Raw genomic sequence first — 13,798 nt, 5'->3', positions numbered from 1 at the left:
CCTCCGTGCGGCGCTTCTTCAGCGGCCCGCAGGGCACCCTCGCCGTGGCAACCGCACTAGTCTACCCGAACGATTTCCGGGCCCGCCGGCAGTCCCCATATCACCGTCCGGGCCGACCCGCCGACCACCGGCTGCCCTTCCAGGACAGCCGGTGGGAAAGCGGCACCTCAGCTCAAACCACCGAACAGCGTCGTCACCGAACCGTCGTCGAAGACCTCCCGGATCGCCCGGGCCAGCAGCGGCGCGATCGACAGGACGGTGAGCTTGTCAAGCTGCTTCTCCGGCGGCAGCGGCAGCGTGTTGGTCACCACGACCTCGCTGATCGGGCTGTTCTTCAGCCGCTCGGTCGCCGGGTCCGACAGCAACGCGTGGGTGGACGCCACCACGATCTCCGCCGCACCGGAACTCTTCAGGATGTCGGCGGCCTTGGCGATCGTGCCACCAGTGTCGATCATGTCGTCGACGATCAGGCAGACCCGACCCTCGACCTCACCGACCACCCGGTTCGCCACCACCTGGTTCGGCTTCAACGGGTCCCGCGTCTTGTGGATGAAGGCGAGCGGGCAGCCGCCCAGCCGGTCCGTCCAGCGCTCCGCCACCCGCACCCGGCCCGAATCCGGCGCCACCACCGTCATCGGCCGGCCCGCGTACTTGTGCTCCACGTACTCGGCCAGCACGTCCATCGCGAAGAGGTGATCCACCGGGCCGTCGAAGAAGCCCTGGATCTGCGCGGTGTGCAGATCCACCGTCAGGATCCGGTTCGCCCCCGCGGTCTTCAGCAGATCGGCCACCAGCCGCGCCGAGATCGGCTCCCGGCCCCGGTGCTTCTTGTCCTGCCGCGCGTACGGGTAGAACGGGAGGACCACGGTGATCCGCTTCGCCGAGCCGCGCTTCAGCGCGTCCACCATGATCAGGGTCTCCATGACCCAGGTGTTGACCCCGTGCGTCACGGACTGCACCACGAAGGCGTCCGAACCGCGCACCGAGTCCTTGTACCGGACGAAGATCTCGCCGTTGGCGAACTCGTACGCGTCGGCCGGCGTCGGCGCCACGCCGAGCACCTCACCGATCTCCTCGGCCAACTCCGGAAAGGCACGTCCGGAAAAAAGCATCAGGCTCTTGCGGTTTTCGGCGACGATGCTGCCCATGGGCCCGTCTGCTCCCGTTTGTCGGCGGTTCCCGGCGGCGTCGGCCGGGGGCTGTTCGGTTGCAGTATCCCCCGGGTTCACCGGCCGGCTCACCGACTCGACACCCTCGTGGAGTCAGTCACCTTCCCTTGCGGCTCCGGCCCCACCCGACGCATCCTCACCGGCCCGCTGGGCGCGCTCCGAAGCCTCGGCCGAGACCGTGCCGGGCCGCTTGCGGGCCACCCAGCCGTCGATGCTGCGCTGCGGCGCCCGGGTCACCCCCAGCGCCCCCGGCGGCACGTCCTGACTGATCGCGCTGCCCGCCGCCACGTACGCCCCGGCACCCACCTCGACCGGCGCGATCAGGCTCGTATCGCAGCCGATGAAGGCGCCCTCCCCAACCGTGGTGTGGTGCTTGTTCACGCCGTCGTAGTTCACGAAGATCGTCGCCGCGCCGATGTTCGCCTTCGCCCCGATCGTCGCGTCACCCACGTACGACAGGTGCGGCACCTTGGCACCCGCCCCCACCTCGGAGTTCTTCACCTCGACGAACGTGCCCACCTTGGCCTTCTCGGCAAGCCGAGCGGCCGGCCGCAGGTAGGCGAACGGACCGACACTGGCCTGCGCACCAACCTGGGCGCCCACGGCGTGGCTGCGGAGCACGCGGGCACCCGCACCGATCGTGGTGTCGATCAACGTGGTGTCCGGGCCGACCAACGCACCCTCGCCGACCACCGTCGCGCCCTGGAGCTGGGTGTTCTGGTCGATCACCGCGTCCCGCTCGACGGTCACCGTCACGTCGATCCAGGTCGTGTGCGGGTCGAGAATGCTCACCCCGGTCCGCATCCAGCCCTCGTTCACCCGGTCCCGCAGCAGCCGACGCAGCCCGGCCAGCTCGACCCGGTCGTTGCAGCCCAGCGTCTCCACGTGGTCGGGAGCGCAGTGCACCGCCACCGGCTCACCGGCGTCCCGCAGCAGGCCGAAGACGTCGGTCAGATACTCCTCGCCCTGGTCGTTGTCGGTGGAGAGCTTGCCCAACGCGTCCCGCAACCGCGCCACATCGAACGCGTAGATGCCCGCGTTGATCTCCCGCAGCGCGCGCTGCTCCGGGGTGGCGTCGCGCTCCTCGACGATCTGCTCCAGCCGGCCCTCGGCATCGCGCACGATTCGGCCCAGGCCGGTCGGGTCGGGCACCTGGGCGGCGAGGACGGTCGCCGCGGCGCCCGCGCCCTCGTGCGCCTCGACCAGCGCCGCCACGGTCTCCGGCCGCAGCAGCGGCACATCTCCGTTGAGCACCACCACCGTGCCGAGGACGTCCGGCACCGCGTCCAGCGCGATCCGGACCGCGTGCCCGGTGCCGAGCTGCCGTTCCTGGAGCACCGGGGCGGCCTCCGAGGCGATCTCGCTCAGGTGCGCCCGGACCTGGTCGGCGCCGTGGCCGACCACGACCACCGTGCGGTCCGCGGCCAGCGGCGCCGCCGCGGCCAGCACATGCCCGAGGAGGGTACGACCGAGCAGCGGATGCAGCACCTTGGGCAGGGACGATTTCATCCGCTTGCCCTCACCGGCGGCAAGCACGACGACGGTGCGGAGGCGGTTCTGGGGCACGACGTGGCTCCCGTCGGGACGACGACACTCTCGCGGCCATGCTAACCACGCGGCTCGCGGCAATTCGCATCTGGCGGCACAAATGCCGCCGTCATGTGCACTAGGCACGGCTGAGCTGGGGTGCCTGGATTCGAACCAGGAGCTCAAGACTCCAAAGGTCTGCGGGTTGCCGTTACCCCACACCCCATCGCCGCAGCACGACCTGCGACCTATCGATTCAGGCCCGTTTGTCGTCCGCGGTTCGGAACAGCTCGGCGATCATACCCTCGATCCGCCAATAGAGCGCGCGGCTACGCGGCACGGTGATCACCAGACAGCCGTGATAGTCGTCGCCGGTGTTCCGGCGGACCGTCGTCGGGTTGTGCCGCTTGAGGCTCGAGCGCCCGAACCGCTCAATCGGAAGCCTCAGCCGCTCCGCCCACCAGCGGACCGCCGCGTCGGCATCGGCCGACTCGTGGATCAGCACTCGGTAGCCCGGCACGTCCCGCCCGATCCCACACTCGGCAAGGAAATCCAGATACAACGCGAGCAACCCGGGGTCGGTGTTGACGAATACCAGCCGGTCCTGCGGTCGCCACGGCTTGGACTTCGCCCCCTCGCACCAGTAGAGCACCGCACCAAGGAGCAGCCGGTCGCGCTGATCCAGCGCACCGACGACCGCCGCTCCGCGCGCCTGCTCGGCCGCCTGCGCCGTGTCCCGCGCCTCCCGATGCGCCGACCACCGCGCGTCGGTCATGAGCTTCGAGTGAGCCCGCCGGCGCTCCGCCGCCGCGTCGTCCGGATTCAGCGGCAGGTGCTTCACCCACTGGTACGAGGTCGACTTCGCCACACCGAGCTGCTCCGCGATCTCGTTGACCGATCGCCCGTCGGCGCGCAGCCGCACCGCCTCGGCCCGCAGCGCATCCTTGGCGTTCGGGCGGCGGCTCCACTCGGGCGGCGGAACGCCACGCAGCAGCGCGTACGCCCGATCGCGGGTAATGAGGTGGCACGATCGACCGGTGACCCAGGTCGCTCTCGTCTTCCTGCACAGTCCGCTCGTCGGACCAGTTACCTGGCGTAGCGTCGCGGCGCATCTGGCAGGGGCCGGGTTCGACGTCGTGGCACCAGACCTGACCATTGCGGTCACCGGCGCACGTTCCCACCACCAAGCTGTCGCGGAAACGGTTGCCGCCAGCTTGACCTGCCTCGACGCTGACGCTTCCGTCGTCCTCGTCGGGCACAGCGGCGCCGGTCCCCTGCTGCCTCGCATAGCCCGGACCGTCTCCCACCAGGTGTCCGCGTTGCTCTACGTGGACTCCCTCCTGCCCTATCCAGGGGAAAGCTGGATAGCGAACGCGCCGCAACCGCTGGTCGACCACCTTCGCAGCCTCGTCAGCAACGGTGAACTCCCGCCCTGGCACGAGTGGTTCCCGCCCGAGGGCCTCGCTGAGGTCCTGCCCGACCCGCAGCTACGGGCTGAGTTCATCCAGGAACTCCCACGGCTGCCTTTCACCTACTTCACCGAGCCGACGTCGCTTGACGACTGGCAAGGCCGGGCTGGGTACCTGCTGCTGAGCGAGGGCTACCAGCAGGATGCGCAGGCGGCACGGCAGGCTGGCATGCCGGTGATCGAACAGTTGGATCATCATCTCGCCATGCTCACCACGCCTGCCACCGTTAGTGGCTCCCTTGAACTCTTGATCCGGACAACGATTCCGACGAGCTCAGGAACTCGGTAACGGTCCAGCCACGGATCCCACCACCCACAGGGAACCACTGATGGCACGCGTACGACAAAGCCCTCTCGGCCATTCGCGATGGCAACTGTCCGATACGGCCCGGCCGGTCGCTGGTTACGGTGACGTAGGCGTAACCCATTTTTCCGGGAGGTGCCATGTCGACCGCCCTGACCGGCCCGGACACCGGGCCCAAGCCGCTGACCGAGGGCCACCAGTCCCGGGGCATCCTGATCGCCCTGTGGGCCTTCGTGGTCATCCCGTTCGTCGCCCTGCTCGCCGCCGTCCCGGTGGCCTGGGGCGGCTGGCTGGGCTGGCGCGACCTCATCGTGGCCACCTTCTGGTACCTGCTCTCCGGCTTCGGCGTCACGGTCGGCTACCACCGGTACTTCACCCACGGCTCGTTCAAGGCGAAGCCGTGGCTGCGGACCGCGCTCGCCGTGGCGGGTTCGTTCGCGGTGCAGGGAGAGGTCATCCAGTGGGTGGCCGACCACCGCCGGCACCACGCCTTCTCCGACCTGGAGGGTGACCCGCACTCGCCGTGGCGGTTCGGGGAGAGCGTTCGCGGGCTCACCCGTGGGCTGTTCCACGCGCACATCGGCTGGCTGTTCAACCGGGAACTGTCCAACCGCGAGCGGTTCGCCCCGGACCTGCTCGCCGATCCGGCCACCCGCCGGGTTGACCGGCTCTTCCCGCCGCTGGTGGCGATCTCGATGGCCGGGCCGGCGGTGATGGGCGGCCTGTTCACCTGGTCGTGGCAGGGCGCGCTGACCGCGTTCTTCTGGGGCGGCCTGGTCCGGGTGGCGCTGCTGCACCACGTCACCTGGGCGATCAACTCGGTCTGCCACGTCTACGGGGAGCGCCCGTTCGCGATGCGCCAGGGGGATCGGGCCGCGAACTTCTGGCCGCTGGCGCTGCTGTCGTTCGGGGAGAGCTGGCACAACCTGCACCACGCCGAGCCGACCAGCGCACGGCACGGGGTGCTGCGCGGCCAGCTCGACCCGTCGGCGCGGGTGATCTGGCTGCTGGAGAAGACCGGCGCGGCGTGGGCGGTCCGGTGGCCGAAACCGGAGCGCCTCACCGCGAAGCTGACGGCATCGGAGCGGACCGGCGCGACCGAGCCAAAGCGGTGACCGGCCGGCGGTGACCTGTCGGCCGAGAACGGCGCGGGCTGGCAGGATGGCCGGGTGACCGAGCATCAGCGCCGCCGGGCCGTCGAGCGGGTCGGCCCGGCGGCGAAGCCCTCTTCCCGGGTACGGATGTCCGCAGCGCAGCGCCGCGAGCAGCTGATCTCGGTCGCCCGGCAGACCTTCGCCGAGCGCGGGTTCGACGCCACCTCGATCGAGGAGGTGGCCGCCCGGGCCAAGGTTTCCAAGCCGGTGGTGTACGAGCACTTCGGCGGCAAGGAGGGGCTGTACGCGGTGGTGGTGGACCGGGAGGTCCGGTCGCTGCTGGACCGGATCACCACCGCCCTGACCGCAGGCCACCCACGGGAGCTGCTGGAGCAGGCCGCGTTGACGCTGCTGACGTACATCGAGGAGGAGACCAGCGGGTTCCGGGTGCTGGTTCGGGAGTCGCCGCTGATGTCGGCGGCGGGCAACTTCAGCAGCGTGATGAACGACGTGGCGCACCAGGTGGAGCACATCCTGGGCGCGGAGTTCTCCAGCCGCGGTTACGACCCGAAGCTGGCCGAGTTGTACTCGCAGGCGCTGGTGGGCATGGTGGCGTTGACCGGGCGCTGGTGGCTGGAGGTGCGCCGGCCGCGAAAGGAGACGGTGGCGGCGCACCTGGTGAACCTGGCCTGGAACGGCCTGTCGCACCTGGAGGCGAGGCCGGGCCTGATCACGTCGCGTAAGCCGGGCTGAGGCCAGCGGGGTCGGGCTGAGCGGCCGGCAGTCACCGATGGCGCTCGGCGACCGGATGGCGGCTGCGTTCGCGTTCCGCTGCGGCGTGCTCGGGAGGGCCGACCTTGTCGTACAGGCCGGTGCCGAGCAGGACCAGCCCGAACAGCAGCGACACGATGACGGTGGACATCGAGAAGTTGAGGAAGTTCGCCGTCTGGAGCAGGGCCATCATGAGCAGGCCGGTGAACAGGAAGACTGCCCCGGCGGTCAGGTTCATGTAGTGGCCGAGGTTGCTGCGGCGGGACGCTCCGATCAGCAGGAACGCGCCGAAGATGACGGAGACGATGCTGAAGGCCAGGTTGGTCCGGAGGCCGAGTGACCAGTCACTGCCCCGGCCGAAGAGGCCCTTGTTCCAGGTGAGGACGACCCCGTAGACACCGAACGCCAGGATGTAGACCCCGATGAGGCCGGCGAGGACCCGGTAGAACGGCCGTGCGGGGTGGTTCACCGGGATATGCGCCATGGGACCCTCCAGCCGATGTGAGCATTTGGTGGAGATTGTCACCCGCGGCGGCGGTGTCCGTCTTCGGAAACGCCGAAGGCCCGGCAGGAGCCGGGCCTTCGGGGTGGAACGGAGGTCAGAGCACGAGCCGGGCCTTCTGCCAGGCTTCCTTCTCCTCCTCGGTGCCGACCTTGCTGTACATCCCGGCCATCAGGAGCACCATGGCGAGGGTCAGCACCACGATCACGGTCATGATCGAGAAGTTGAAGATGTTGGCGTCGGTGTGCAGGAAGGCCAGCTGGGCCAGGCCGAGGAGCATCAGCGCGTACGAGAGCCACTGGTTGATGGCGACGTCGAGGTTGCGGCCGATCGCGACGCCGGCGAGGATCGCGGCCCCGAGCACGATCGCGAGCAACGAGAATCCGAGGTTGGCGCCCTGGCCGAGGACCTTGAGGGCCTGGTCCTGGGCGAATGCCCCGTTGCCGGCGGTCGTGATCATGCCGATCACGCCGAAGACGACGAAGTACAGACCAACGAGCCCGCCGATCGCCCGGTAGACCGGCCGCGCGGGGTGGTTGACGGGGGTGTGGGCCATCTCTGCGTCTCCAAGACCGAACGGAAAAGGGGTCGCCAGCGATTGTCCCGTACGACGGGTTGTGACGCCGCACACCCCCCACCCGGGGGGTCGGCGTCAGCCGGCCGGCAGTTCCTCGGCGAGGGCCAGCCAGGCCTCTTCGGTGCGTTCCCGCTCGGCCCGCACCTCCTTCAGCTGAGCGTCCAACTCGGCAACTCTGGCGTAGTCGGTGGCGTGCGCGGCGAGCCGGTCGAGCAGGTCCGCCTCCTTCTGTTCTAGCTTGGCGACCTGCCGTTCCAACTTGCCGAGTTCCTTCTTCGCGGTGCGTACCTCGGCGGCGGACATTCCCTCGCGGGCCGGCCCGGTCGCGGCCGGGGTGAGGTCGGCGGGCGCCGGGCCGTGGCCGGCGGCGGCGCGGGCCAGGTACTCGTCGACCCCGCCGGGCAGGTGCACCAGCCGCCCGTCGCCGAACATCCCGTACGCCACGTCGGTGACCCGTTCGATCAGGTACCGGTCGTGGCTGGCCACGACGATGGTGCCGGGCCACGAGTCGAGCAGGTCCTCGAGCGCGGCGAGGGTGTCGGTGTCCAGGTCGTTGGTGGGCTCGTCGAAGAGGAGCACGTTGGGCTCGCCGGCGAGCAGCCGGAGCAGCTGCAGCCGGCGGCGTTCGCCGCCGGAGAGGTCGCTGACCGGGGTCCAGAGCCGCCGGTCGTCGAAGCCGAAGATCTCGGCGAGCTGAGCGGCGCTGATCTCCCGGTCGCCGAACTGGACCCGCCGGGCCACCTCCTCGACGGCCTCCAGGACGCGCAGGTGACCGGGAAGTTCGGCGAGTTCCTGGGAGAGGAATGCCGGTCGCACGGTCTGCCCGGTGGCCAGCTGCCCGCCGTCGGGGCGGGTGATCCCGGCGAGCATCCGCAGCAGGGTGGTCTTGCCGGCGCCGTTGCGGCCGAGGATGGCGACCCGGTCGCCGGGCCCGACCTGCCAGGTGACGTCGTGCAGGATCTCCTTCGGGCCGGCGTGCAGGGTGACCTGGTCCAGGTCGTACACCTGCTTGCCGAGCCGGGCGGTGGCGAGCCGTTGCAGCGACATGGTGTCGCGCGGCGGCGGAACGTCGGCGATGAGCGCGTTGGCCGCGTCGATGCGGAACTTCGGCTTGGAGGTACGCGCGGGCGGGCCCCGGCGCAGCCAGGCGATCTCCTTGCGGAGCAGGTTCTGCCGGCGGGCCTCGGTGGCGGCGGCGATCCGCTCCCGCTCGACGCGGGCGAGGGTCCAGGCGGCGTAGCCGCCCTCGTACGCCCGGACGGTCTGGTCGGCGACCTCCCAGGTGGTGGTGCAGACCGCGTCGAGGAACCACCGGTCGTGGGTGACCACGACGAGCGCGCCCTTGCGGGTGACCAGGTGCCGGGCCAGCCAGTCGACGCCGCCGACATCGAGGTGGTTGGTGGGCTCGTCGAGGATGAGCAGGTCGGCGTCGCGGACCAGCAGCGCGGCGAGGGCGACGCGGCGGCGCTCGCCGCCGGACATCGGGCCGACGGGCGCGTCGAGGCCGAGGTGGGGCATGCCGAGGCCGTCGAGGATGGCGCGGACGCCGGCGTCGCCGGCCCACTCGTGCTCGGCGCCCATGCTCTCGCCGAGCCAGGCGGTGCCGAGGACGACGTCGCGGACGGTGGCGTCGGGGGCGAGACTCAGGGTCTGCGGCAGCCAGGACACGCGCAGGTCGCGGCGGTGGGTGACGCGGCCGTCGTCGGGTTCCTCGATGCGGGTGAGCAGCCGCAGCAGGGTGGACTTGCCGGCGCCGTTGAGGCCGACGACGCCGACCCGGTCGGCGTCGTCGAGGCCGAGCGAGACGTCGGTGAGCAGCGGCCCGGCGGCGCCGTACCCCTTGGACACCCGGTCCAGGTTGACGATGTTGGCCACTCCCCCACCTCTCATGATTAGGGCGTCCCGGGGTGCCGGTGGGCACCTGGGGACGCCTGGCGCTCAGGGTACGCGGGTCCGCCCGACGGACGTCGGCCCCGGTGAGGCTCAACGGCACGCGTTGTCCGGTTGTTCCACGGGGGTGCCGGCGGCGGCACGACCCGCTCAGACGATGCGGGCTCCGGGGACCGGGCCGTGGGCGACGCGGGCCTCCCGGCACACCCCGGCGGCCGCCAGCTCGGCGGCGATCCGCCCGGCGTCCGCCTCGTCGGTGGCGAGGAAGACGCAGGTCGGGCCGGAGCCGGAGACGAGGCCGGCAAGCGCGCCGGCCGCCTCTCCCGCCTTGAGGGTGTCGGCCAGTGACGGGCGCATGGCCAGCGCGGCGTCCTGCAGGTCGTTGCCGAGGGCGGCGGCGAGCACCCTCGGGTCGCGCTGGCGCAGCGCGGCGAGTAGCCCGTCGGTGCTGCCGAGCGGCACGCCGGCCGTGCCGGCATCGCGCAGCCGGTCCAGCTCCCGGTAGGCGGCTGGGGTGGAGAGGCCACCGTCGGCCATCGCCACCACCCAGTGCCAGGAGTTGGGGCGGGCCAGCACCGGGCTGACCGCCTCGCCTCGGCCGGTGCCCAGTGCGGTGCCGCCGTGGATCAGGAACGGCACGTCGGAGCCGAGGCCGGCGGCGATGCCGGCCAGTTCGTCGCGGGACAGGCCGGCGCCCCAGAGCGCGTCGCAGGCGACCAGCGCGGCGGCGGCGTCGGCGCTGCCGCCGGCCAGCCCGCCCGCCAGGGGGATCTGCTTGCGCAGGTGCAGGCGGGCGTGGGGCAGGACTCCGGCGTACCCGGCGAGGGCGCGGGCGGCCCGGATCACCAGGTTGGTGTCGTCGAGGGCCAGCGCGCCGGTGCCCTCACCCTCCATGGTGAGGGTGAGGGTGTCGCCGCGGCGGGCGGTCAGCTCGTCGTAGATGGAGATCGCGTGGTAGATGGTGTTGAGCTCGTGGTAGCCGTCGCGGCGCAGCGGCCCCACCCCGAGGTGCAGGTTGACCTTGGCGGGCACCCGGACCTTGACCGGTCCGCTGGCCCCGCGCCGCTGCTCGTCCTCGTCCTCCGGTCGCCAGGCCTCGGTCACGGGGCGATGTCCCGGACCCGCAGCCGGATGTCGAACGGCTTTTCCACGATCAGCTCCTCGGCGGCGTCGGCGGCCAGCTCGTAGCGGCCGTCGACCAGGTCGTACGCGTACACGTGCAGCGGATTCTGCTCGATGCGCCAGTAGTGCGGGATGCCGGCGTCGGCGTAGTCCGCCGGCTTCTCCAGCCGGTCCCGCCGCCGAGTACCGGGGGACACCACCTCCACGGCAAGCACCACCTGCGCCGCGTCGAAGTAGTGGCTCTCGGCCACCACGGGGCGCCTGAGCAACAGAACGTCGGGTTCGAGCGTGTTGCGGTGACTGATCACCACGCCGACCGCGGTCACCGTCGACAGGTCGAGCGGCGCGTTGCGCCGGAACCACATCCACAGCAGGTTGCTGATCGTCTGGTGACCGTAGGTGGGGGAAGGAATCACAACCAGGACTCCGTCGCGCAGCTCGACGCGGGGCGCGTCGTCGGGCAGGGCCAGCACGTCCTCGATGGTGTAGTTGGCCAGGCGCTGGCGGACCGGGTCGGGAGTCCACATGCCGTACGCGGCGGGGTCGATCGGCTGCGCGGTCACTCGTACACCTCCTCGGCGGGCACGGCGCCCAGCCTATCGGGCGGCGGCGGGCGCGGTCGGGGCCGACGCGGCGACGGCGGCGAACTGCTCAACGGTCAGCGACTCACCGCGAGCGCCCGGATCGACGCCGGCGGCGGTGAGCGCCGCCGCAGCCCGATCGGCACCGCCGGCCCAGCCGGCCAGGGCCGCACGGAGGGTCTTGCGGCGCTGCGCGAACGCCGCGTCGATCACCGCGAAGACGGCCTGCCGCGGCACGTCGGCGCGGGGCGGCTCGCAGCGGGTGAACGCGACCAGCCCCGAGTCGACGTTCGGCACCGGCCAGAACACGTTCGGCGGCACCTTACCGGCGGCCCGGGCCCGGGCGTACCAGGCGAGCTTGACCGAGGGGATGCCGTACACCTTCGAGCCGGGACCGGCGACGAGCCGGTCGGCGACCTCCTTCTGCACCATCACCAGGCCGTGGCGCAGGGTGGGTAGCTCGGCGAGGAGGTGCAGCACCACCGGCACGGCCACGTTGTAGGGAAGGTTCGCCACCAGCGCGGTGGGGGCGGGGTTGGCCAGGTCGGCGGCGGTGACCCGCAGCGCGTCGGCCGGGTGCACGGTGAGCCGGTCGGCGTTCGGGCCGGCGAACCGGGCGGCGGTCTCCGGCAGCGCGGCGGCCAGCTTCGGGTCGAGTTCCACGGCGTGCACGTGCGCGGCGACCGGCAGCAGGGCCAGGGTGAGCGAGCCGAGCCCGGGGCCGACCTCCAGCGCCACGTCGTCCGGGGTGAGGCCGGCGGCGGTGACGATCCGGCGGACCGTGTTCGGGTCGTGCACGAAGTTCTGGCCGAGCTTCTTGGTCGGCGTCACGCCGAGACGCGCGGCGAGTTCCCGGATCTCCGCCGGGCCGAGGAGACCGGTCACGGAACCAGAGCCTACGGCCAGCGGCCCCGGTCCGGCGGGCCAGGTCCGGCAGAAAGCGGGCGCGCCCCACCAACCGGATGGGGTCGTGGATCGTGTGTAGGTCCGAAAGGAGGCGCTGATGGATGCCTTCGAAGGCTTGTCGGAGTTCGTCGCGAGCAACACGGCGACGCTGTCGCGGCTGGCCTATCTGCTGGCCGGCAACCACGCTGACGCCCAGGACTTGGTGCAGTCCGCGTTGACAAAGACCGCGGTGCGCTGGCGCCGGGTCTCCGGCTACGACGATCCGGTGGCCTACGTCCGTCGGGTGATGGTCAACGAGGCCACCAGTCGGTGGCGTCGGTGGCGCCGGCTGAGGATCGACCCGGTCGGGGGTGTGCCGGAGCGGACCCGGCCGGATGACGCCGCCCACGCCGTCGGCCGAGTGGTGCTGTGGGAGGCGTTGGGCCGGCTGACCGACCGCCAGCGGGCGCTGCTGGTGCTGCGCTTCTACGAGGACCGTTCGGTGCAGGAGACCGCTGACCTGCTCGGCTGCTCGGTCGGCACCGTCAAGAGTCAGACCCACCACGCGTTGGCCCGCCTGCGGGCCATCGCGCCCGAACTCGCCGAACTGGAGGCTGTGGCGTGAACGATCTGCAGGAGCTGCTCCACACGACGGCCGCCGAGGTGCCGTGCTACGACGTCGGCGGGCAGGTGTTGCGCGCGGCCCGCCGACGGCGGCGGATGGTGCGGGTTGCGCCGGTGGCGGCCCTGGCGGGGGTGCTGGCCGTGGTCGGGGTCGTCGCGACGACAGCGCCGTCCGGTGGCGACGTGCCGATCGTCGCCGCCGATCGCCCCGCGCTGGCCGCTTCCCTGCCGTGGCTGCCGGCCACCGTGGGCAAGGCCGACGGGAAGGCCACGCCGCTGCCCGCCGACCGGGCCGTTGGCGCCGGCTCGGTCCTGTACGCGCGGTGCAACCTGCCCTGCGCCCCCCGGCTCGTCACCGAGGACAGCCGGGAGTACGAGCTTCCCGGGCCGGAGACGATGCCGCCGGCGGCACCCCGGGTGCCGACTCTGTCGCCGGACGGGCGCTGGCTGTCCTACCCCGACGCCGAGGGCCGGTACGTCCTGCGTGACCTCACGGACGTCCGGACGGTGCCGACGGGAGCCCGGCGGGTGGTCGGCTGGTCGGCGGACAGCCGCTGGGCGGCCCTCGCCGACGCCAGCGGCGAGGACGTCACCGCGCTCCTGTCGCCGGCGGACGCGAGGGAGGTGCCGGTGACGCTGCCAGCCGATGAGCAGCGACGGCTGGCGGGAGTCACCAGGGACGGCGCAGCGGTGTTCGGGCCCACCAGTGCGCGGGCGGACGACGACCCGTACGACTTGCGGATCATCGATGCCACTGGCGCCACCCATACCGTCCGGATCGACACATCCGACCTGCTCGGGCCGGACATGGAGCTGTCGGATGTCTCGGCGCTCACCGCCGACGGCACCACCGTGTTGTTCCAGGTGATGCGGTGGCGGGACAGGCTCGCACTACCGGGAGACCTGGTCCGCGTCGATCTGACCGACGGCTCGGTCCGGGCCCGGCTCCGGCTGCCCGTGGATCGCACAGACGTCCGGCCCACCCGGGCGGTCGACGGCCACGAGACCGGCCCGACCGGAGGCAGGTTCCGGGTGCTCGTCGCGGCGTTCACCGAGGGGGCGGTGCTGGTGCACTACCAGGGTCCCCCGCCGCACGCGGTGGAGATGCTCGACCTCCACACCGGCGATCGTGCGGTGATCACCAACGTCGCCGACGGCGTGGTCTGGTTGCGGGTGCGCGGCCAGACCGGCTGACCAGCCCGCCTGGGCCGGAGGGAAGGAGGGGCGGGCCCGGGGGGGGGGGCGGGGCGCGCGGGGGGGGCGGGGGGCCAGGGCGCAGCGTGG

The 13,798-nt window shown here is 71.7% G+C and carries 14 protein-coding genes and 1 tRNA gene; 5 read left to right on the top strand and 10 right to left on the bottom strand.

All coding sequences use genetic code 11. The annotated features are described in order from the left end of the window. Window positions 1–167 precede the first annotated feature (167 nt). The 4 genes from ABZ671_RS09360 to ABZ671_RS09345 form a co-directional block, all read right to left on the bottom strand. A complete protein-coding gene (locus tag ABZ671_RS09360) occupies window positions 168–1,148 on the bottom strand; it encodes a ribose-phosphate diphosphokinase (protein WP_357853887.1) in 981 nt (326 codons plus the stop codon). 114 nt (window positions 1,149–1,262) lie between these two features. Continuing rightward, window positions 1,263–2,735: a bifunctional UDP-N-acetylglucosamine diphosphorylase/glucosamine-1-phosphate N-acetyltransferase GlmU gene (gene glmU / locus ABZ671_RS09355; RefSeq protein ID WP_357853884.1), complete on the bottom strand. Its 1,473-nt coding sequence runs from the start codon at window positions 2,733–2,735 to the stop codon at window positions 1,263–1,265. Window positions 2,736–2,850: 115 nt separating this feature from the next. Beyond that, window positions 2,851–2,922: transfer RNA gene (locus ABZ671_RS09350), tRNA-Gln, on the bottom strand. Between the two features lie 30 nt (window positions 2,923–2,952). Continuing rightward, window positions 2,953–3,687 carry a helix-turn-helix domain-containing protein gene (locus tag ABZ671_RS09345; RefSeq protein WP_357854316.1) on the bottom strand — a complete coding sequence of 245 codons (735 nt, stop codon included), beginning with the start codon at window positions 3,685–3,687 and terminating at the stop codon, window positions 2,953–2,955. Between the two features lie 46 nt (window positions 3,688–3,733). Here ABZ671_RS09345 and ABZ671_RS09340 point away from each other — a divergent pair, with 46 nt between their 5' ends. The 3 genes from ABZ671_RS09340 to ABZ671_RS09330 all read left to right on the top strand — a co-directional run bounded on the left by ABZ671_RS09340 (window position 3,734) and on the right by ABZ671_RS09330 (window position 6,315). Next, on the top strand, window positions 3,734–4,453 hold the full coding sequence (locus tag ABZ671_RS09340; RefSeq protein ID WP_357854365.1) for a hypothetical protein: 720 nt from the start codon (window positions 3,734–3,736) through the stop codon (window positions 4,451–4,453). 155 nt (window positions 4,454–4,608) lie between these two features. Then, window positions 4,609–5,583: an acyl-CoA desaturase gene (locus ABZ671_RS09335; RefSeq protein ID WP_357853881.1), complete on the top strand. Its 975-nt coding sequence runs from the start codon at window positions 4,609–4,611 to the stop codon at window positions 5,581–5,583. Between the two features lie 54 nt (window positions 5,584–5,637). Beyond that, the gene (locus ABZ671_RS09330; protein WP_357853878.1) at window positions 5,638–6,315 is read left to right on the top strand and encodes a TetR/AcrR family transcriptional regulator; all 678 of its coding nucleotides are present in this window, start codon (window positions 5,638–5,640) and stop codon (window positions 6,313–6,315) included. A gap of 31 nt (window positions 6,316–6,346) precedes the next feature. Here the strand turns inward: ABZ671_RS09330 and ABZ671_RS09325 are convergent, their stop codons facing one another. The 6 genes from ABZ671_RS09325 to rsmA form a co-directional block, all read right to left on the bottom strand. Further along, window positions 6,347–6,817, bottom strand: a complete 471-nt coding sequence (locus ABZ671_RS09325) for a DUF4383 domain-containing protein (RefSeq protein WP_357853875.1) — start codon at window positions 6,815–6,817, stop codon at window positions 6,347–6,349. A gap of 115 nt (window positions 6,818–6,932) precedes the next feature. After that, a complete protein-coding gene (locus ABZ671_RS09320) occupies window positions 6,933–7,391 on the bottom strand; it encodes a DUF4383 domain-containing protein (protein ID WP_357853874.1) in 459 nt (152 codons plus the stop codon). Between the two features lie 96 nt (window positions 7,392–7,487). Continuing rightward, window positions 7,488–9,287 (bottom strand): ABC-F family ATP-binding cassette domain-containing protein, encoded by a 1,800-nt coding sequence (locus ABZ671_RS09315; protein ID WP_357853871.1) that lies wholly within the window; start codon window positions 9,285–9,287, stop codon window positions 7,488–7,490. Window positions 9,288–9,452: 165 nt separating this feature from the next. Then, entirely contained in the window at window positions 9,453–10,406 is a 954-nt protein-coding gene (locus tag ABZ671_RS09310) for a 4-(cytidine 5'-diphospho)-2-C-methyl-D-erythritol kinase (protein ID WP_357853868.1), read from the bottom strand. After that, the gene (locus tag ABZ671_RS09305) at window positions 10,403–10,987 is read right to left on the bottom strand and encodes a Uma2 family endonuclease (protein WP_357853865.1); all 585 of its coding nucleotides are present in this window, start codon (window positions 10,985–10,987) and stop codon (window positions 10,403–10,405) included. Before ABZ671_RS09305 ends, ABZ671_RS09310 begins: the two co-directional genes overlap by 4 nt. A gap of 33 nt (window positions 10,988–11,020) precedes the next feature. Then, window positions 11,021–11,890, bottom strand: coding sequence for a 16S rRNA (adenine(1518)-N(6)/adenine(1519)-N(6))-dimethyltransferase RsmA (gene rsmA, locus ABZ671_RS09300; protein WP_357853862.1), 870 nt, complete (start codon window positions 11,888–11,890; stop codon window positions 11,021–11,023). A gap of 118 nt (window positions 11,891–12,008) precedes the next feature. On the opposite strand from rsmA, the gene ABZ671_RS09295 reads away from it, so the two are divergent. Together ABZ671_RS09295 and ABZ671_RS09290 are read left to right on the top strand one after the other, a co-directional pair. After that, window positions 12,009–12,515: a SigE family RNA polymerase sigma factor gene (locus ABZ671_RS09295; RefSeq protein ID WP_357853859.1), complete on the top strand. Its 507-nt coding sequence runs from the start codon at window positions 12,009–12,011 to the stop codon at window positions 12,513–12,515. After that, window positions 12,512–13,708, top strand: coding sequence for a hypothetical protein (locus ABZ671_RS09290; RefSeq protein ID WP_357853856.1), 1,197 nt, complete (start codon window positions 12,512–12,514; stop codon window positions 13,706–13,708). Before ABZ671_RS09295 ends, ABZ671_RS09290 begins: the two co-directional genes overlap by 4 nt. The last annotated feature ends 90 nt before the right edge of the window (window positions 13,709–13,798 follow it).

This window comes from Micromonospora sp. NPDC006766 (assembly GCF_040636055.1).
Taxonomy (GTDB): Bacteria; Actinomycetota; Actinomycetes; order Mycobacteriales; family Micromonosporaceae; genus Micromonospora.
The sequence above is the reverse complement of the archived record's forward strand: the minus strand, read 5'-3'. Positions and strand labels throughout refer to the sequence as shown.